The sequence below is a fragment of the Streptomyces cinerochromogenes genome (genome assembly GCF_014648635.1).
Classification (GTDB): domain Bacteria; phylum Actinomycetota; class Actinomycetes; order Streptomycetales; family Streptomycetaceae; genus Streptomyces; species Streptomyces cinerochromogenes.
Map to the genome: position 1 here is coordinate 555,583 of NZ_BMRM01000003.1, position 19,582 is coordinate 575,164.

Sequence of the window (19,582 nt, forward strand, 5' to 3'; positions counted from 1 at the left end):
CAAGGATCAGGGCGGCCCGGGTGTCGAGGACGTTCCCTGCGGGCAAGCTGCCGCGACGCCTCCGTCGCCCCTCCCCGCCCGACCTCGCGGACACCGACTCCGGGCAGCCGGCCACACCGGCCGTCACTCTCGGCGCACGGCCGCTGTGTCGGTGGCCGCCGGTTCCGCCCTTGTCCCCCTCGGCCGCCGTGGGCGACCGAGGGGGAGGCGACGGTGGCTCGCCGGGCAGGAGTGTGAGCGACGGTCAGACGGTGACGGTCAGGACCTGGGATCCGGTGAGCTGATGGGCGGCGTTCTCGGCGTAGATCTTGACGTACACGGGAGCGGTTTTGGGTGCCTTCTTGAAGGAGAACGAGTTGCCCAGGATGATCTGGGAGGAGATGAAGCAGGGATCCTGGGGTGTCGGCCCGCAGGAGCCCGGGCGGTAGTTGCGGGTGAGGGTGTCCGCCGGGTCCTTCGGGTCCCAGGTGACGGTCACGGTCTGGGTGGCGGCGTCGTAGGTGTAGTCGAGTCCCGTCGGCGCGGGGGCCGCTGTGGTCTGCGCCTGGACGGAGGCTCCGGACCGCTGCGGCTGTGCCGTTGCGGGTGTCGCCAGCGCACCCAGTGACAGAGCCACTCCCACACTCGCCGCGCCGATGCGGATCGTTCGCATCCCGGAACTCATAGGCCCTCCCGTTCGTGTGGCGTGGACCGATGGCGCGTTGGTCGGTCACCGGATGTCCAAGATCGACGGATGCTAGCCGTCGGCACGTGACGTGCAGGAGTCCGGTGGATGATCAGGCTCTGAACATCGCGGGCGCACGTCTCGGCGGCTTCACCCAAGGCGCCGGACTCGAGGAGCGGGGCGCGGGACGGGTGCTGCTGCTCGACGGGCCGGGCGCGCGGCCCTTCCGCACCCTGGTCGAGCGCTGGGCGCGGGCGGTGGACCGACCCTTCGAGGACGTCGAACGGGACCTGGGCTCCGAGCGGTTCGGGACCGGCGGGCCCCAGGTCCTGGTGATCGACCAGCTGGAGGAGCTCATCACCGACTGCTCGGACCCGGAGGAGCGGGAGCTGTTCGTCCGGGCCGTCTCCGGCGCCGGAGCGGCGACCTGGCCGCGGATCGTCCTCGGTCTGCGCGCCGACTTCTACGGGCGCTGCATGCGCGACGCGCGGCTCGCCCGCATGCTCCCGGCAGACGCCGGATCAAGCACACCATGCCCGAGCGGAGGGAGCAGCGGGCCCAAGGAGCGGGCGGTGCCGGCGCCGTAACGAGGTCGAGCGCACCATCAACCGGCTCAAGACTCTCGGGCGGTGGCAACGCGCTACGACAAGCGCGCCTACGTCTTCACCGGCACCGTGACCGTCGCGTCGATCCGCCTGGGGCTGCGGCCGTGACCCGCCGAACGTCGAGCACTCTTCAATCCTTCCAGTCGAGCTGGTGCTCCGGCACGCCCACACTCGCTCCATAGGCAATGGCCTCCGTGCGACGAGGGTCGTCGGCTCCTGCGTAGCGAAAGACACGGCCAGCGAAAACCACCACTCGCTCCTTGTCGCCCACCCGGTAGTCGGCGTACCAGCCCCCGTCAGGGGAAAGGCCGTCCGCCAGCGCCTGAGCCAGCGGAGCGTCGTCCTCCGCGTCACTTTCGAATTCCAGAACCGTCCACACCGGCGGCTGGCTTCCGCGTGCCGAATCAGCCAGATCCATTCGGGTCACCCGGCACACGCGCAGGCCAGTCAGCTCCAGCACCGCGCCCGACCGAAGGCTCTCTCCAATGACGCAGCCCGTGATCACTGTGCCCATCCCCTCGTCGATGTGTCGGCCACCACCGTAGACATCTCAAACCGGCTCTGGCTGCGCTTCCTGCCGTCGTGCCGGTGCGGCCGTCGGTTGCCGAAGTCCGGTGACGCTTACGTAGCCGTAGACCACGGAGGCCATCGCCAACATGAGAAGGGGGCCGCACACCCACGGATGTTCGGCCATCTCCACCGGCAGGTAGCGATACGACACCAAGAGCGTGACGAAGACGATCGCCCCGTAAGTGACGAACCGGATCCCCGACCGGTCCCAGCCGCGGTCGAACGAGCGCAGAGCTGCCTCGATGGTGAGCGCGAACACCACGCCGGCGACCAGATCCGTGCCGTAGTGGTAGCCGAAGCCCAGCGTGGCGCCGAGTGTGGCGACCAGCCAGAACGTGCCCGCGTACCGCAGGATCCGAGGGCCCGTGCGGGTGTGGATGAAGATCGCGGTGGCCCACGCCGTGTGCAGGCTGGGCATGCAGTTGCGGGGGGTGATCTCGTCGTAGGGCATCGGGTGGGGAGCACTGAGGGGTGGCGGGGTGTGCGGCCACAGGTTGGCCACCGCCCACTGCACACCCCCTGTGCCGGAGGCGCCCGGGCCGTAGGCGAAGACGGGTCCCACCACCGGGAAGAGCATGTAAATTCCCGGCCCGAGGAGCCCTATCAGCAGGAAGGTGCGCACCAGATGGTGGCGCGGGAAGCGGCCTTCGGTCCTCACCTTGCGCAACTGGTACAGCATGACGACGATCGCGGCCACCGCGAGCTGCGCGTAGACCACGCCGAGGAGCCAGGTGCCGATCGGGTCGGTGGCCTGGATGATCCTGCCCATCAGCCATGAGGGGTTGCCCAGTGCATGATCGGCGGTTGCCAGGTACTGGTCCAGTACGGTCGGGCGGGTCTTCGATGTGATGAGCAGCCAGGTGTCGCCGGTCTGGCGGCCCATCACCAGCAGCAGGCCCAGTCCGACGCCCTTCAAGAGCAGGACGCGTTCCCGACCGCTGCGGCGCGTGAGGGCGATGACCGCATAGCCCAGCATCACCCACAACGCGCCGTTGCCGAAGCAATGGCCGTCGGCCACCTCGGCGTCGATCGCCCATCGCACCAGTGCGAAGACGACGTCGATGCCGATCGCGACACCTGCCGCGATGAACCGTTGCCGCCAGGTGAGCACCACCATCATCAAGGCCAGACCGCCGTACAGCGGCCCCGGCTTGGGGGCGAATATCGTCTCTTTGGCCTGTTCGGTCAACGGCCCCGGTATGCCGGCGGAGCGACGCGCGACGACCTCCAGTGCGATGAGGCAGCCGAGTGCCACCACTCCAGCCGTGGCCCACAGCGACACGCGTGGTTGACGCCACGGGGCGGGCGTCGTTCTCCCGTTTGTTCGCGAGAACTTCCTGGATGTTCTAGATGTCAATTGTCCGGCCGATTTGTTATGGGGTTGACTGGCACGCTTCTCGCGCTACGCGGCATGGTTTCTGATAGAGGGCGGATAAATGATCGTTGTCGGATCGAACATGCTATCGGGCTGAAGGTGCACGGCAGCCGTCGGGTGGGAGGCGCCGTGATCGGCTGGAGGCGATCGGATACGGAGCCGTGCTGTCGACGGTCGGAGCCGTGCTGTCGACCGTCGTCGCCGCTGCGCTGCGTGCCGCGGTGTCCCGGGGCCGTCGTCCGGTGGTCATCGCTACCGGACGCGCCGGTCACCCTCTTTCCGCGGCGGGCCGGCAGGGTGCGGGATCGGTGCAAAGGCGCTACGTCCGCGGTCTCCGACAGGGAACATCGAGAGGGCACACCGCCCGACGGGGAGAAGCTGGTCGCGCAGGCGGCCGCCGACGCCACCCCGTTCCTGCGGCCGTTGCCGACGGCCGTGGCGTACACCGTCGAGCGGTGGGCGGACGAGAAGGCCGTCCGCATCGTGGGTGACCGGCGGCCGTGGCCCGCCCGAGCCCGCTCGATCGGCAAGGCGGCGCTGGTCTCCCGTGGCGCCCCGTCGCCGACGCTGGCCGGATTCGCCGCAGGGGGACCGGTGCCACGCCGGGGGGGGGCACTGCTGGGCCGGCCCCCGTTGCCCGCACCTGGCCCTCGCTGTTCACCGCCGTCGGCCTGGACGCCGGTCTTCGGTACGGCCGTGTCCGCGATGTCGTCGGCCGACTCCGCGGTCACGATGGTCCTGATCCCGCGCGCGGTGACACCGCTCTGACGCGACCGGGTCCGCGGGCGAGCGGTGACCTGCGCCCGCGGACCCGGACTCCGCTCAGAGGCCGAACTCGTGCGGGGGGAGATCCAGCGCGTAGCACGCCTCGCGGACCACGGCCTGCTCGTCCCTGTCGAAGTCGCCGTCCGCGCCGCCGATGGCGATGCGCCTGGGTGACGGCGCGTGTCTCGGCAGCAGACGACCGCCACACCGAGCAGGCGAAGGCGTTGCCGAGGTGCGGCGACCGGACCGTCACCGAGGCCTGCACGGAGATCGGCTGCACCTCGCTCGGCTCGTTCAGCTCACCGGGCGTGCCGGTAGGCGACCACCTTGTAGTGGTCCAGGTCCTTGTCCGCGTCGTCGGCGTTGTAGAGGAAGAGGCCGTATCCGGCGAAGTCACTGAACGGCGTCACCTCGTACCGGTCGGCCCTGACCTTTCCGGTGGCGATGTCCACGACCACCGGGGAACGTTCCTCCGAGCCGTCCACCGGGCGGGTGCTGCCGAAGGCGGTACCGTCGTCGGTCACGCCGTCGAAATCGACGGCCTTGGTCTGCGCGGTGTCCCCGAAGCAGCGGCCGGTGCCCTTCTCCAGGTCGAAGGCGGCGTCGTCCTGGACGAGGTAGCGCCCGTTCGCGGACAGCGACGCGCTCTTGGCGGCGTCCTCGTTCCGTTGGAACGCGTCCGCCGTGCAGTCCACCTTCGCCCGCACCTTGCCGGTCGCGGGGTCCAGGACGGCGAGGGTGTCCCGCGCGGCCCCGTCGTCGTGCCACAGGGCGAACAGGGCGGTGCGGACCGGGGTCATGAAGAGCTTGTTCTCGGAATCGGTGGTCAGGGCGCCGCCCGACCAGACGCCGGGAACCCAGTAGTGGGCCTTGGGCTGCTCGTCCGTGGCGAGCAGCGGTCCACGCGAGGTCACCGCGAGGGCCTTGGTCGACGCGAAGCACAGATGACACTCGCCGGCCGGGGGCTTCATCTTCGTCAGGTCGAAGGACTTCGTCGCCCCGGTGGCCGGATCCACCGTCGCGATGGTCTCGTCGCCGAACCGCACCAGCAGGCCGCCGCCCCCGTCGGTGACGGTGCCTTCACCCGGCAGTTCGAGATGGTGCACCAGCGTGACAGCTCCGGAGTCCGCGTCCTTGGCGCTGAAGATGTCGAGGGTGGTGACGTCCCGGCCCTTTTTGACCGCGTCCTCGCCCGTCGTGCCGGACGACGTGGCCACGAGATAGTCCTGGCCCTGCTCGGTCGTCACGAGGGCCGACATCATGCCGACGCCTTTGACCTTCCTCGTCCACCTCGTCGCCCCGGTGGCCGCGTCCATGACGGTGAAGTCGCCGTTGTTCGCGGCCGGCTGGAAGACGGCGACGGCCTTGGAGTGCGGGAGGAAGAGATGGGTCCCCATCATGTCCGATTCCCAACCGTGGGAGGTGTCGTACACGCTGGGCACGGACAGGCGGTCATGGGGCGCGGACTGACCGTGGGGCACGGATCCGGTCTTTCCCGCGCCGACCGGAGGCTTGTGGGTCTCTCCCGTTCGGTCGTCGTGCCCCGAGCCGCCGGTGCAAGAGCTGAGCAGACTCGCTGCGACGACTCCCGCGAGGACGTACCTGAGCCGTTGCATAAAGATTCCCCGTTCGACATACGGCGTGACATGTCCTACGGGAGCAGGAGTATCCCCGACGCTCCCGTGGCCGGCACAGCGCCGGACCGTGATCCCGCGATTTCCGGCCATTCCACGTCGATCAGGAAGGTACGCCCCAGCTCCCGACTCCCCGCGGCAGCGTGAGACGTACCCGGCTCGACGCCTGGCCCGCCTCGGCTGTGTGCGCCGACGCCACGGTCTGCGTCGCCACACGCAATGCGGTGGCCGCCACAAGACGAAGGGGGACGCGGCGGACTGCATGATGACCGAGCGCGGCTCCCACGCCGACGGCTGCGGGCGGAAGGACAGGCCACCGGCCGGGTGCGGCCCCCAGCGAGAAGGTGCAGGGCGTCGATGCCGGCTCGCTCGCCTCCCCGGAGGCAAACGCGGCGCCGCCACCCCGGCCCGGCTGCGCGAACAGACCCCGCTCTACCACAGCCGATGGCCCGCCGCCCTTGGGCACCTGGCCGGCCAGGGACAGCCCTGCACGGGGCCCCGACCAGACAGCCCTGGTCGGCACGGTGCGGCCCCCGGAAGGGTGCGACCTGTCGTCCGGACGGCACCCCCCGGTGGCGTCTGTCCCGGGACGAAGCAAGGCTGGGGGCGGCATCCTGCCCGAAGGGGGGTTTGCCTGGCCGGACGGTTCGGCGTCGTGGGAGGACATCGCATGCCCGACCAGAAGCGTACGGGGCTCTCCGCGAGCGTCCGCCGTGCCCGCGACCGGGCGTTTCGGCACGTCGGCTCCGGCACGACCAGCACAGGTGCCTCGGCCTTGCCCTGCGCCCGGGGCGAGTCGCAGGGTGTACCGAAGATCGAGTACCGGATCGCACTGGTGATGAACGGCGGTGTCAGTCTCGCCGTGTGGATGGGCGGCGTCACCCACGAACTCGACCTGCTACGGCGGGCATCCCGCGGAGATCACTTCGACACCGTCCCGGAGAAGGACCGCAAGGTTTTCAAGCTGTGGCAGGAGGTGGCGGAGAAGGCCGGGGTCGAGGTGAAGATCGACATCGTCTCCGGCACGTCCGCCGGCGGTCTCAACGGTCTGCTCCTGGCCACCAGCATCGCCCGGGGATCGCAGTCGCTGGATCTTCGCGACTTGTGGAGCAATGTGGCCTCGCTGGACAAGCTGTGCCGCAAGCGTCGCCCGCCCCGCAAGACGCTGCTCGACGGGGACTGGTTCAAGGGCCAGGTGAAGAAGGTCCTCGACGGCATGCTGCGAGGACCGGAAAGTCAGGAGCGCGTCACCCTCTTCGTCACCGCCACCGCCCTGGACGGCCGTCACCGGGACTACCAGGACGCCGCCGGCAGCGCCTTCAGCGTGCGGGACCACCGCCGCATGTACCGGTTCCGCAACGAACCCGGGACTTTCCGCTATGTGGACAAGGGGACCAGGTGGAAGCTCGAGAACCGGGCCATCAGGGAGTTCGCCGAAGCCCATAACGAGGCCCTGGTCACAGCGGCGCGCGCCACGGCCAGCTATCCGGTGGCCTTCCAGCCGGTCAGCGAGCATCCGCTTCTCACCTACCGGGTCCACCCGGACAAGGAACTCGACGTCCCCGCGAGCTGTGTGATGGACGGCGGAGTTCTGAACAACGCTCCCTTCACCCCCGTTCTCGACGAAATCACCAAACGCCGTGGCGGCCCGGCCGAGCGCGTCGTCATGTTCGTTGCTCCTTCCGGGGGAGTGCTGGCCGACGAGGCGGTCAAGGACCGTCGGTGCGACGACGTCGGCACGGGGACGGCTGCTTGGAGCGCGCTGAACTACCCCCAGGAGGTCGACTTCCGCTCCGGAATCGAGGACGTGCAATTCCGCCTGGAGATCAGCGGACCCAGATCCCGGGACGAACTGCTCTGCCGGCTCCTGGAGTACGGACACGATGAGCAGCAGCGCATGCAGCTGGCGGCACAGGCCCTGTACGACGAGTACCGAAGGAGCCGGCTCCTGGCCGTGCGGAAGCGGCTCGCTGTCACCAATGCGCGGGTGACGGCACTCAAGACCGCGGACGAGCCTGCGGAAGAGATCCTCAGGCAGGTCCTCGCGCGAGAGGACCTGATGTGGCTTCCGCCCGCCACGGTGCGGAGCCTCACCGCGCCCCGCCTGGAAGAGTGGCGTTGGGGATCACCCCGGCGGAGCGTCTGCTGCAGAACCTCCTTGTCGTGCTTCACCAACTGCTCCGGGACGCCCGGGAGGCCCGGGACAGCACGAGGGTGCGACGGATTTCCGATGCGATCCCCTTCGTCAACGACAGTCTCCTCAAGGTTCTGGCCATCAACGAGGTCGTCCGCAAGAAGACGCAGTGGGACGAGTGTCCTCCCGGTCTCTGCGACGAGGCGATCAAGCTCAATGACGTCTTCACCGACCTCTCGGTGCCTTCGGAGGTCGGCCGCCTGGTGGGTGCCGCCGCGCGCTGCTTCCTGTCCGTGGCCCACGAAAGCGACAATCTGCGGCACTGGGAGAAAGCGGAAGACGTCGTTGCCGCCATGCTGCTGGTGGAGGTCCTCACACAGAGCTTCGTGCCGTCCGCGCGTGCCATGGAAAAGCTCACCCCCGAGTTCCGGTTCCTGCGGCTCGGCCCGGATCACATGGGGCCGCTGTTCCATGAGGACTGGTCTGTGGACCTGGGCCCCAGGAAGCTGTACGGCCTGCGCTGTTACCACTTCGCCGCGTTCCTGAGCGAGGACTGGCGTCGTCACGACTTCGCATGGGGGCGCCTCGACGCCGCCCACCACCTGCTGTCTCTCCTGTCAGGGCAACGGGACGGCGGGGAGTCGGAACGCAGCCTCCACACGGCGATCCTCCAGGCGGAGGATCTGCCCGGGGAGGGCGACGATCCCATCGAGCGCATGAGAACGCGTCTGAAGCAACTCGCGAACATGACGGACGACGAGGTACTGGCACACGACCTGACTGCGAAGTCACGGCGGAATCTGCTGCTGCCGCTGGGACGTTGGCGATGGCTTGCCCGGCCCTTGGCCTGGGGATATCAGTGGTATCTGAAGTGGCGGAGCCATCGGCGGTCGAGGCGGGCCCGTCCGCGGACGGAATCGCTCGCGACCTTTGTCGTACTGGCCGTGTACGTCATCCTGTCGCTCGCGACCATTGGTTTGGGGTTCGGGGTCCACTGGCTGATCGAGATCCTGTGATCCTGTGAGGTTCCACCCTGCGGGCGGCCCCGCAACTCGTGGCGCTGCTCGACCATGACACCGCACCTGCGCGCGGACCCCCTGCTGACCGAGCCGCGCGTCGATCATCTGCCGGTGATCCTGTCACCTCCCGCCCGCCCGCCCGCCCGCCCCGCTTCGGTGTCCGGTCCGGCGACAACGGCTCGATGCGGGCCCACGGGGCGTCAGTCAACGACACACATCGACCAACGATCCGATGATCTGAAGGAAACGGCCTATGTGGTCACGCAGGGTGGGTCGTACGGCAGTTGTGGAACGTACCGGCTCCATTGCTGCCGGCTCAAGGCGCCGGAGCTGTCGGCGCAGATACGGCTGATGGCGGACTCGACGTCCAGGTCCCAGAGCGTGGCCACGCCGTCGTCGGTGGTGGCGGCCAGGGTGTGACCGTCCGGGCTGAACGCCACCGACATGACGGGCTGGGCGGGCCCCGTCAGCGGCTTGCCCAGGGCGGCGGGGTGGCCGGGGTCCACGACCTCCCACAGGCCGACCGTGCCCACCTTGGTTCCGACGGCCAGAGTGCCGCTGTCGGGACTGAACGCCAGGGAGATGACGCGATGCCCGGTCTTCAGGGAAGGGATGCGGCGGGGGTGGGCCGGGTCGGTGGTGTTCCACAGGCTGAGGGTGCCGGCGTCGTCCTCGCATGCGGCGGCCAGGGTGTGGCCGGTGGGGCTGAACGCGACGCGACCGGAGAAGACGTCGGGGCAGTCGAGGTTCAGGGGCGCTCCGGAGGGGGCGACGTCGTCGGGGCGGGTGACGTCCCACAGGCTGACGAGTCCGGCGTGCCGGCCGACGGCCAGAGTACGGCCGTCGGGACTGAACGCCAGGGATTCGACGGAGGCCAGGGCGTCCCAGCCCTGAACGGCGGGACTCTTCAGTCGGCCGAGCAGGACGGGATGGCTGGGGCTGGTCAGGCTCCACAGATCGGCGAATCCGCCGGAACCGGCTTCGCCGTTGTGGCTGGTGTGGCCGCCGACGGCCAGCACCCGGCCGTCCGGGCTGAACGCGAGCGACAGGATCGAGTTGACGGAACGGTCCACGGGCACGGGTTTGCCGAGCGCCAGCGGACGGCTGGGATCGGAGACGTCCCACAGCCGGACGAGGTTCTGGCCGACGTTCCCGGCCGCCAGCATGTGCCCGTCGGGGCTGTATGCCACGGTGTACACCGCGCCCCGCGGACCGGGAAGCCGGGTGTCCAGCGGTGTGTTCGCTGCCGAGATGAGCCGGGACGCCGCATCCCGGGTCGGGTCCATGCGGTAGGCGGTCAGCGCGAGTTGAGCGGACAGCGAGGGATCGGTCGGTGCCAGTTGCACGGCCGCGGAGGTGACGGCGGCGTTGACGGCCTGGTCTCGGGAGCGCAGGGCCGCGGCAGCGGCGTCCCGGGCCTGGGACTCCTGCCGGAAGGCGAATACCGCGGCCAGCGAGGCGAGCACGGCCAGGACGGTGATGGTGGCGACCGCGGCGCGCCGGAGCCGTTGCCCGCGCCGCTGGTGGTGGCGGGCGGCCGCCAGGAATGCCCGGGCCGCGCCGCTGAGTTCCGGCCCGTGCGTCTCGCTGTGGCTGCGCGGCACCGGCCGGTCGGCACCCTCCCGCTCCAACCCACTGCGCGAGGGCCGCCAGACCCCGCTGGAGCGCCTGCTGCGCCTTGCTCGGGCCCTTCGTCGCGCCTGACCGCCGGGGTGGGAGAAGCCTATTTCCATAAACTATGAATATAAAAATGCTATGCTTCACGCATGAGTCCTCAAGACACGCCTGTTGGCTCGTTCGCCGCCATCGGGGAAGCCCTCTACAACCTGGCCACCAGGGCCGCGAGACGCCTGCCCCGGGACATGAGCCTGACGTCCGCAGCCACCCTGGCCACCCTGGACCGGACCGGCCCGCGGCGCATCACCGATCTGGCCGCGGTCGAGGGCGTAACCCAGCCCGCGATGACCGCCCTGATCCGGGTGATGGAGGAGTCCGGCCTGGTCGAGCGGCGGGGCGACGCGTCCGACAAGCGGGTCACGCTGGTGTGCCTGACCGAGGCCGGCGCCACCTATGTCCGGACGCGGCGCCAGGCGGGCGTCCACGCGTTCGAGCGGTTGATCGGCGGGCTCACCGGCGACGAGGTCGAGGCGCTGGTGGCGGCCCTTCCGGCGCTGAAGCATCTGGCAGAGCTCGAAAGCCAGGACCGCGAAGGGCCGAAGCCGTGACCGGGCAACCGGTGGGCGGGGTCGCGGGGAAGGCGTTCCCGGTGGCGCGTTCCGAAGCGCGGCTCCTGGTTCCCGCCCTGATGTTCATCGCTCTGGTCGTGGCGGCGGTCGGCAGCCTCGGCACGCCGCTCATCACCAGCGTGGCGACCTCGTTCCACGTCTCGCTCGGCAGCGCGCAGTGGACGCTGACCGTCGCGCTGCTCAGCGGAGCCGTCGCCACGCCGGTTCTGGGCCGGCTCGGAGCCGGCCCGCACCGGCGGGCCACGATCCTCGCCACGCTGGCGGTCGTCGTCGCCGGCGGTGCGCTCACCGTGCTGCCGCTGCCGTTCGCGTGGCTGCTGGCCGGCAGGGCGGCCCAGGGTGTCGGGCTCGGGCTGACGGCGCTGATGATGGGCGTGGCCCGGGACCACCTCCCCGAGGAGCGCAGCGCGGCCGTGATCGCCCTGATCTCGGTGGTCTCGATCATCGGGGCCGGCGTCGGCTACCCGCTGGCCGCACTGCTCGCCGAACTCGGTGGGGTACGGGCCGCCTACGGCCTCGGTCTGGTCGTCACCGCCGCCGCCCTCCTGATCGCGTGGCGCTCCCTTCCCGAAGCCCCCGAAGGCCGCTCCGCCCACGTGGACGTGGCAGGCGCGGTCGTCCTGGCCGCTGCGCTGCTCCTGGTGCTGTTCCTCGCCGGCGAACGGAATCTGTGGAGCCGGCACCTCGCCGTGGCGGCGGGCCTCGCCGTGGTCGCGGTGGTGCTGCTCTGCGTCTGGGCCGTCATCGAGCTGCGCAGTACGACGCCCCTGGTCGATGTGCGGGCGATGCGGCACCCGGCGGTCGCCGGGGCGAACCTCGCCATGTTCGTCGGCGGGATCGGCATGTACCTCCTGCTCACGCTCGTCACCCGGTACGCGCAGACGCCGCACGGCGCCGGCTACGGCTTCGGGCTGACGACCTTCGTCGCCGGGCTGGTCCTCGTCCCGTTCTCGGTGCTGGGGTTCGTCGCCGGCAAGCTGGCGCCGCGGGTCCGGACGCGGATCGCCGACCCCCTGCTCCTGGCCGGCAGCGCCGTCGTGGTCGGCGGCGGGTTCGCCCTGTTCGCGGCGGCCCGGTCGGACCTGGCCGAACTGTTCGCGGCGATGGGCGTGCTCGGTTTCGGCGTCGGCGGCTTCTCGGCCGCGATGCCCGGCGTCATCCTGGCCGTCACCCCCAAGAGCGAGACGTCGAGCGCCATGAGCTTCAACTACGTCGTCCGCAGCGTCGGGTACTCCCTGGGCAGCGCCATCGGCGGCCTGATCCTCGCCGCGGGCACCGGCCCCGGCCACCTCTTCCCCGACGACAGTGCCTACACCACCGCGGCGCTGGTCGGCATCGGCGCCATGGCGATGACGACGCTGACAAGCCTCGCTCTCGTCCTCCGACGCCCGTCCGGGACCAATCCGTAAGTCGGATGCACTCATCCCCACACTGGAGGTTCCATGCCTAAGGGCTACTGGGTCAGCGTCTACCGCACCATTGCGGACCCTGAGAAGCTGGCTGCTTACAACAGGCTGGCCGCTCCGGCCGTCGCGGCCGGGGGCGGTCGGACCATCGTCCGCGGCGGTCGGGTCGTGGCGTACGACGCCGGAATCGCCGAGCGCACCGTCCTGGTCGAGTTCGACAGCTTCGAGCAGGCCGTCGCGGCGCGCGAGAGTGCGGCCTACCAGGAGGCGCTGGCCGCCCTCTCCGACGGCGTCGAGCGCGACTTCCGCATCGTCGAAGGCATCGACTGACCGAGGTGCAGTCGGATCCTCACTGAAGATCCACCATGTTCGTCAGGACCAGCAGGGCACGGAGCAGGCTGGTGGCGCGGGCGGGACTCGTGCGCGGTTCGGACGCCGATCCTGATGGCGTGATCGCTCGTCGAGTCGTGCATGACGGATCTGGTGCAGTGGTGGGCGCCGGACGAGTTGTGGACGCTGTTTCGGCGGGTGGTCCCGCCGAGGGAGGTCATAACGCCCGCTGGGCGGCGGGCGTTATGACCGGCCGGGACCGTGAACGCCTGGCAGCGATCATCCTCGTGGCCACCTTGGGCCGCACCTGGCGGTAGCGGAGACTGCCAGCTGTGAGCCCGGTGACCTGTGACAGCGAACCTTGACCGTTTGCCGTCGAAGGTTGACCACTGCTCAGCCCTGCCGGGCTCAGCGCAGCCGTCGCGCACGCAGCACCAGGTCGTCGGTATGGTGCGCGCCGGCGCCGCCGTCGGGTGCCATGCGGGGGCGCTGCTCGTTCACCTCCACCTTCCAGTCGTCGGTGAGCAGGGCGGCGACCATCGATGGCCAGACGTAGTCAGCCGGGTCGAAGCCGCTGTCGTGCGCCTGCCGGGTGTCCATCCCCGCGTGGTGGACGAGCAGCAGCACGCCGCCGGGCGCGACGGCCGCGAGCAGCGCTCGCTCGGCTGCGGCGTCGGGGGTGCGCAGCAGGGCTGGATACTGCGCGGAGACCAGGTCGAAGGAGGCAGGCGGGAGCGCTGCTTCCGTCAGCGCGGCGTGTACCCAGCGAACGGCGACGCCTGCGTCCCGCGCGTGCCCGGCCGCCCGCTCCAGCGCCACGCCCGAGACCTCGAGCGCGGTCACGTCCCAGCCGCCGCGCGCGAGCCAGACGGCGTCCGCGCCCTCGCCGCAGCCGACGTCGAGCACCCGCCCGGGCGTGAGCCCGGCGACCTCGGCCACGAGCGCACCGTTGGGCCGGCCGCTCCACAACTGTTGTCGGTCGGCGTATCGGTTGTCCCACTCCGCCCGCACCGCGGGGTCTCCGACGTATCCGTCGTCAGGCAAAGAAGTGTCAGCCGCAGGCGATCCCGCTGTGATGTCGTCGGTCACGGGCCCAACGTCACCCATCGTGGTCCGGTCACGCCACTCCTGTTGCCACTCCGGCAAAACGGCGTCCAAGGGGCGAGGAAGGCCGTGAGGCCCGGGATAGCCCTCCCCAACGAGTCAAAGAACGTATGTTCCGTCGCTGGGGAGGCAGGGAGGCGCCGTGGTGCGAGGGCGAGCGCTTCTCACTGGCCCGTCGTACCCCAGGTCGGTCGCCGAAGCCGCCGAGAGCAAGATCGGCGACGATGGTGGCATCGCGCCGGATCCGCAGTACGCGGGGGTCGGCGAAGGAGCCGTTCAGAGCCTTCGTGTGCTTCAGCGGCGGAATCCGCGTTCCGGCGAGCGCGGGTTCACGTTGAGGAAATCCTCGAACCACTCGTCCGGTTGCAGGGCGGCTGGGATGGGGCAGGACTCCTGCGAGCTCACCGTGGCTTCCGGGGTGTCGCTGTGTCGGCGGTCGTACAGGCGCAGTACGTCGTGGTCGGGGAAGAACAGCTCCGAGCAGGCATCGAAGTCGTAGTCGTCGCGGTGTGTGGGCAGTGTCGTGTGGGACGGGGAGTCCTCTGCGAACTCCGCGCCGTCGGGTGCGTCGTCGAGAGCGAGATGCAGAACCATCTCCTCGGCCGCACAGGTGGGCTGAGGCCACTGGCCGCGGGCGAGGTCGCCCGCCAGGTCGTCGCAGGCGCGGGCCACGCCGCGCCGCCACTGACGACCCTGGTGCCAGGTCACGCGCGGCAGACGGGAGAAGAAGCCCCAGGTGCCGTCGTCCTCATCGATGACGGGCCGGTCCCGCAGCTCTGCCACGTCGTCGTAGGCCGTGTCCGCCAGCCAGGCGAGCGCGCAGAAGAGCCGGTCGGCCGTGCGCGGGGTGAGCCACCAGCTGCACTTCTCGCAGTCGTCCTTCTCGCAGCCGCAGGCGGCGGGGCGCGGGAAGAGGGAGGCGAAGTCCGGCTGCGGCTCCTTGCACGCGGGCGGTGCGTCGGCCGTGCGCTGCACTGCGGCGTGAGGGTTGGGGACCTGGCGAAGCCGCCAGCCTGCCCCGAAGTCGGCGCGGACGGGCTCGGCGGACCAGTCGGCCACTTCGTCTCCTCGTGCGGACAGCAGCAGGTGGCCCTCCTGTGCGTCGGTCAGGCAGTCCGTCCCGGGGAGCTCGCCGGTCGTCTCCGCGGCGAACATGACGGCGCCCACCAGGTCGTCCGGATCATCCTCGCCCAGTTCCTCGTCCGGCAGCGGCTGCCAGCCGCAGGCTGCTGCGGCGTTGAGTGCCTTGGCCTGGTCGTACACGTGGAACTCGCGTAGCTGCACCACCCGGACGACCGGACCGGGCAGGTCGGCCAGCCGGGCATCGCCCGGCGAGCGGGTCCCGGAAACGGGCACCTCCTCCTCCTGCCCGTCCTCATGCACCCGGTCGAGAGGATCGTCGGCGGGCCAGGTGAATATCGCCGAGGCGTTGGTGGGCCATACGCCTGCCCGAGCCCGCTCAAGAGCCTGCCGGAAGGAGGCGGCGGGGGCGTCCGGCAGCGCCGTGACGACCTTGTGTGCCGTGGCCTGCTGACGCGGGGTGAGGGCACCATGGAGGGCGGAGAGGGAGAGCAGGAGCGCAGCATGCTGGGCCAGGAGCGCGTCGCGGCAGGTCAGGACGGTCTGCAGGCAGGTGGGCCCGGCCGGGTGCGCCAGCAGGACGAGTACCCGGCTCTTGCTGCGCGAGTGCTCGCAGAAGAAGTCGCGTGGCACGGCAGATACGGATGCCTGGGCGGCGGTCATAGGGAAGCTCCAACGGTGCGCGGTCAGCCGAAGTTGACGGCAGACGAGGAGGGGAGCTGCTGGTGGGCGCGGTGCAATCGCATCCCCGGACAGCGTGGAAGCCTGATTCGACTGGTGTCATCGCTACGAGCGACGACCCGGGTCCGAACACCGACTCTAACGCGTGGCTTCGTGTGTGTGCAGGCGGTTTCGGCCAATCACTGTTGTCTGAGGTGCGGGTGTTCCGGCGACTCGCGAGGGCGTCGGCGGCCATGACCTGTCACCTGCTCACGGCCTGAGCGCAGTGCGTGGCACCCGGGCGGCTCAGCCCGCCCGCGGGTGAGCGGTACCCGTTCCCGGGTGACAGAGGTTTCCGGAGAAACGAGGCGACGGCCAAGCCCGGGGAGACTGTGCTCATGTGGGCCATCTGGTGGTCGCCATGGGGATGGTTAGGCAGCGGGGCGGAACTCGGCGGGCGTCTGAGCGGGTTCCCGCCGTCGTTCCCCGCTACGTCGAGGTGGTAGATCAGTGGGAGGACCCCCCGAACCCCGGCACCACGCCACAGCACCCGGGTGCAGGGCCCGGCCCGTCGCCGGCCGCGCTGAAGAGCGTCTCGTTCCGTCCGGGGGCGGGCTGGTCATGGGGCGGTCGCGGCCCTCGCGTCTCATTCTGAAATGATCAGCAAGCGATTGAAAATAGGCATCCCGGGCCCCGAAACCGCGTCGAAACATTTCGATCTTGATCGTTTCCTGGGCATTATTTCCCCATGATTCATTTCGTCGTCGGCTCCTCCATCCCGCGCACCATCGTCCGAAAACACCCCGTCAATCTCGTTGAAAAATGGAGCGCGATGGTGTCCCTGGGTGTCTGACCGGGGTCGGAGTGCGACGATCGGTGCAGCTGGGCCTGTCTTATGTGATCGTTGTGCGTACAAAATGCGTCACTATCGAAAAGGTAGTTGATCGGGTTAATGTGGCTCCTGGAACAGCGTGAACAGTCACTCAGGGAGATGCATGAACTCCTTATCCGTGTTATCCGCTCCGGCGGTGCGGAATGCTGGCAGTCCGAATGTGGTGCGGGAGGGGGCATGATGAAGGGGATGCCGCCGGTGGCCCCGCCTGCTGGTTCCGGTTCGTACGGAACGCGGCGAACCGTGCTGATGGAACGCGAGGAACAACTCGACCGCGTCCGGGCGTGGTTGGCCGACCCGCAGCCGACAGGGCAGGTGTTCCTGGTGGAGGGGACGGTGGGTGCGGGCAAGACGGAGTTCCTGCGCGAAGTCACGGAGTACGCCCAGTCCGTCGAGGTCATCCCGCTGAACGCCGTCTGCTCCTTCGAGGAGCGGGATCTGCCGTTCGGGGCCCTCGGTCAACTGTTCGACAGTCCGGCGCTCCCCACGGAACTGCGCAGCCGCATCTCACCGGTGCTGCGCCGGCTCATGGGGTCGACCCGGCCCGAGAGCATGCACGAGACCGTGGAGCGCAACAGGGCCGACATCTGGTACGACCTCTTCCTGCCCGTCATCGAACTGGCCGCCACCACACCGGTCGTGGTGTGCGTGGATGATGTCGACCACATGGACGCCGCGTCGCAGCAGTGCCTGTTGTACCTGGTCCGCCGGCTGAGCTCGGCACCGCTTCTGATGGTGTTGACCGAGCGCGCCGAGCCGTGCGGGACGCACCGTCCGTTCCATGCCGAACTCCTGCGCCAGTCCTCCGTCGTGTCCGCCCGGCTCACACCGCTCTCCCCGGAAGCCGTGCGCACCCTGATCGGTCTGCGCCTCGGCACGGGGGCCGCCCGCGAGCTGAGCGATACGTTCCTCACCTACAGCGGCGGCAACCCCCTGCTGCTCGACGCCCTGATCCACGACGAGCACATAGGCGGCGGGGACCGCCAACAGGGCTACCGGCGTGCACTGCTGAACTGTCTGCACCGCAGCGAACCCCACACCCTGCGGGTGGCTCGCGCCATGGCGGTCTACGGCGACGACGCCTCACCGCAGGACCTCGGGGCACTGGTCGACACGGACGCGGGCACCATCGAGCGGACGCAGCGCGCCATGACCGAGGCCGGGCTGCTGTGGGCAGGCCGGTTCCGGCACGCGCTGGCCGCGCGCACCGTGCTCGACGACCTGGCCCCCGGGGACCGGGAGCAACTGCACCACCGGGCCGCGCGACTGCTCTACGACCAGGGTGCTCCGGCGGCCGACGCCGCGCACCATCTGGCCGAGGCCGGTCGGGTGTCGGAGCCCTGGGCGCTGCGTGTGCTGCTGGAGGCGTCTTCGGAGGCACTGCTGCACGGCGAGGTGCAACGCACCCTGCGCTACCTGAACTCGGCACAACAGTCGTGCACGAACGAGAGGGACCGCTGGGAGGTCCGGGCCAGGCTCGCCCAGGCCGAATGGCAACTCAGCCCCCCGGCCTCGCTGCGGCACCTGATCGCGCTCACCGAGGCCGTTCGCAACGATCAACTGGATCCCCACGAGACGATGCTGCTCGTACGGCAACTGCTGTGGCTGCACCGTACGCAGGAGGCCGCCGAGATCCTCGCGCTGCTCCGCAAGCGGGCGACGCGCCCACCGTCCGCGGCCATCGCACCCGGGCCCGGCACGCCGAGGCAGCCGGCGGACCTGCACGACATGGAGGTCTGGCTGGCCTGCACCTACCCGCCGCTCGCCGGACGGGCGCAGAGCGGGCCCGTGCCCACCGGTCCCGAGGGAGCACCCACCACCCGGGGCCGGAGCTTCTGGCTGCAGTCGATCGGCGCGCTCTCCGGGGGCCTCGTCCGCAGGCGCACCGGCGAGACGCAGGAGTGGGCCTCGCACGTCCTCGGCCAGCTCGACCTCAACCACAACGCCCCCTGGGCCGAGGAAGCGACCCTCCTCGCGCTGATGTCCCTCGTCTACGGCGGCCGGCTGAGCGATGCCGCCAACCGGTGCCGGAGCCTGGACGAACGCCACACCGGGCGCCTCTCTCCGATGTGGCAGGGCGTCCTGGACGCCGCCGAGGCGGAGATCCGGCTGCGCCGAGGTGATCTCCGGGAGGCGGTGAAGCGGGGCACATCGGCCCTGGAGCACGTGTCCGTCCAGGGATGGGGCACCGCCGTAGGCCTGCCCCTGGGCACACTGATCCTGGCTCACACCCGCATGGGGGAGTTGGACGAGGCCACAGCCCTCGTCAACCGGAGCATCCCCGACGAGATGTTCCAGAGCCGGTACGGACTGCACTACCTGTATGCCCGCGGGCACTACCACCTGGCCATGAACCGGACGCGCGCGGCGCTCGGGGACTTCCTCTCCTGCGGCGAACTCATGGGCAAGTGGGGACTGGACCTGCCCGGCATCGTGCCCTGGCGGAGCAGCGCGGCCGAGGCGTGGCTGCTGCAGGGCAACCGAGACCAGGCCAAACGCCTGATGAAGGAGCAGCTGACCCTTCCGGGGCCGGAGGACACCGTCAGCCGGGCGCTCGCCCTGCGCCTGATGGCCGTGTTCAGTTCGCTGGGGCAGCGCCCGCGCCTGCTCGGTGAGGCCGCGGACCTCCTGGAGGCGGACGGCTACACCTACGAGCTGGCCAGGACCCTGTCCGATCTGGGCAGGGCCTACCACGCGCTGGGCAAACACCGCCGCGCACGGGTGATCATCCGCCGTGCCTGGAGGGTGGCACACCTCTGTCAGGCGGAACCCCTGTGCAGGGAACTGCTGCCGGACACGAGTGCCGAGGCGGGCCTGACGGAGGACGAGGAGAGGACCACGGCCATCGCCTCGCTGACCAACTCCGAGCGCAGGATCGCCTCGATGGCGGTCATGGGGTACACCAACCGGGAGATCGCGGAGAAGCTGTTCATCACGCCCAGTACGGTCGAGCAGCACCTGACGCGGGTCTACCGCAAACTGGCCGTGAAGAACCGCCAGAGTCTGCCGGGTTACCTGCGCACCGACTCCGGCTGATCCGCCCGGCTCGACGACGCCACGCTCCGCATCGGCCGAGGACCGTCCGGATCCTCGCCCAC

General features: G+C 69.9%; 13 protein-coding genes and 4 pseudogenes. 9 read left to right on the top strand and 8 right to left on the bottom strand.

Annotated elements, in window-relative coordinates; genetic code table 11:
• Positions 1 to 244 precede the first annotated feature (244 nt).
• Complete coding sequence (locus IEZ20_RS08885; RefSeq protein WP_189296128.1) at positions 245 to 652, bottom strand: hypothetical protein; 408 nt, start codon at positions 650 to 652, stop codon at positions 245 to 247.
• A 41-nt stretch (positions 653 to 693) separates the two neighbouring features.
• Between IEZ20_RS08885 and IEZ20_RS08890 the strand changes: the two are divergent.
• Both IEZ20_RS08890 and IEZ20_RS40680 read left to right on the top strand, forming a co-directional pair.
• A pseudogene (locus IEZ20_RS08890) lies at positions 694 to 1,113 on the top strand (nSTAND1 domain-containing NTPase); the annotation flags it as partial.
• Positions 1,065 to 1,377, top strand: a pseudogene (locus IEZ20_RS40680) (IS5-like element ISDge16 family transposase); the annotation flags it as partial. The pseudogenes IEZ20_RS08890 and IEZ20_RS40680, both read left to right, overlap by 49 nt.
• Before the next feature lie 22 nt (positions 1,378 to 1,399).
• Here the strand turns inward: IEZ20_RS40680 and IEZ20_RS08895 are convergent.
• Both IEZ20_RS08895 and IEZ20_RS08900 read right to left on the bottom strand, forming a co-directional pair.
• The gene (locus tag IEZ20_RS08895) at positions 1,400 to 1,783 is read right to left on the bottom strand and encodes a hypothetical protein (RefSeq protein ID WP_229895968.1); all 384 of its coding nucleotides are present in this window, start codon (positions 1,781 to 1,783) and stop codon (positions 1,400 to 1,402) included.
• 36 nt (positions 1,784 to 1,819) lie between these two features.
• Positions 1,820 to 3,121 (bottom strand): phosphatase PAP2 family protein, encoded by a 1,302-nt coding sequence (locus tag IEZ20_RS08900; RefSeq protein WP_229895969.1) that lies wholly within the window; start codon positions 3,119 to 3,121, stop codon positions 1,820 to 1,822.
• 390 nt (positions 3,122 to 3,511) lie between these two features.
• Between IEZ20_RS08900 and IEZ20_RS08905 the strand changes: the two genes are divergently transcribed.
• Positions 3,512 to 3,982, top strand: coding sequence for a hypothetical protein (locus IEZ20_RS08905; RefSeq protein WP_189296134.1), 471 nt, complete (start codon positions 3,512 to 3,514; stop codon positions 3,980 to 3,982).
• A gap of 54 nt (positions 3,983 to 4,036) precedes the next feature.
• On the opposite strand, the pseudogene IEZ20_RS08910 reads toward IEZ20_RS08905, so the two are convergent.
• Together IEZ20_RS08910 and IEZ20_RS08915 are read right to left on the bottom strand one after the other, a co-directional pair.
• Positions 4,037 to 4,169: pseudogene (locus tag IEZ20_RS08910) on the bottom strand (TerB family tellurite resistance protein); the annotation flags it as partial.
• A gap of 109 nt (positions 4,170 to 4,278) precedes the next feature.
• Complete coding sequence (locus IEZ20_RS08915) at positions 4,279 to 5,379, bottom strand: hypothetical protein (RefSeq protein WP_189296136.1); 1,101 nt, start codon at positions 5,377 to 5,379, stop codon at positions 4,279 to 4,281.
• A 1,102-nt stretch (positions 5,380 to 6,481) separates the two neighbouring features.
• On the opposite strand from IEZ20_RS08915, the pseudogene IEZ20_RS40685 reads away from it, so the two are divergent.
• Positions 6,482 to 7,171, top strand: a pseudogene (locus IEZ20_RS40685) (patatin-like phospholipase family protein); the annotation flags it as partial.
• Positions 7,172 to 7,731: 560 nt separating this feature from the next.
• Positions 7,732 to 8,763, top strand: coding sequence for a DUF3376 domain-containing protein (locus tag IEZ20_RS39580; RefSeq protein ID WP_229895970.1), 1,032 nt, complete (start codon positions 7,732 to 7,734; stop codon positions 8,761 to 8,763).
• 254 nt (positions 8,764 to 9,017) lie between these two features.
• Here IEZ20_RS39580 and IEZ20_RS08930 read toward each other — a convergent pair whose 3' ends face one another.
• A complete protein-coding gene (locus IEZ20_RS08930; protein ID WP_189296140.1) occupies positions 9,018 to 10,370 on the bottom strand; it encodes a WD40 repeat domain-containing protein in 1,353 nt (450 codons plus the stop codon).
• Positions 10,371 to 10,628: 258 nt separating this feature from the next.
• On the opposite strand from IEZ20_RS08930, the gene IEZ20_RS08935 reads away from it, so the two are divergent.
• The 3 genes from IEZ20_RS08935 to IEZ20_RS08945 are packed head-to-tail and all read left to right on the top strand — an operon-like array spanning position 10,629 to position 12,748.
• Entirely contained in the window at positions 10,629 to 10,991 is a 363-nt protein-coding gene (locus IEZ20_RS08935) for a MarR family winged helix-turn-helix transcriptional regulator (protein ID WP_189296274.1), read from the top strand.
• Positions 10,988 to 12,421 carry an MFS transporter gene (locus IEZ20_RS08940; RefSeq protein WP_189296142.1) on the top strand — a complete coding sequence of 478 codons (1,434 nt, stop codon included), beginning with the start codon at positions 10,988 to 10,990 and terminating at the stop codon, positions 12,419 to 12,421. Before IEZ20_RS08935 ends, IEZ20_RS08940 begins: the two co-directional genes overlap by 4 nt.
• A 33-nt stretch (positions 12,422 to 12,454) precedes the next feature.
• Complete coding sequence (locus IEZ20_RS08945) at positions 12,455 to 12,748, top strand: DUF1330 domain-containing protein (protein ID WP_189296144.1); 294 nt, start codon at positions 12,455 to 12,457, stop codon at positions 12,746 to 12,748.
• Positions 12,749 to 13,156: 408 nt separating this feature from the next.
• Here the strand turns inward: IEZ20_RS08945 and IEZ20_RS08950 are convergent, their stop codons facing one another.
• A complete protein-coding gene (locus tag IEZ20_RS08950; RefSeq protein WP_189296146.1) occupies positions 13,157 to 13,837 on the bottom strand; it encodes a class I SAM-dependent methyltransferase in 681 nt (226 codons plus the stop codon).
• 309 nt (positions 13,838 to 14,146) lie between these two features.
• On the bottom strand, positions 14,147 to 15,565 hold the full coding sequence (locus IEZ20_RS08955) for a hypothetical protein (protein ID WP_189296148.1): 1,419 nt from the start codon (positions 15,563 to 15,565) through the stop codon (positions 14,147 to 14,149).
• Between the two features lie 1,168 nt (positions 15,566 to 16,733).
• Here IEZ20_RS08955 and IEZ20_RS08960 point away from each other — a divergent pair.
• Entirely contained in the window at positions 16,734 to 19,520 is a 2,787-nt protein-coding gene (locus IEZ20_RS08960; RefSeq protein WP_229895986.1) for a helix-turn-helix transcriptional regulator, read from the top strand.
• Positions 19,521 to 19,582: the final 62 nt, after the last annotated feature.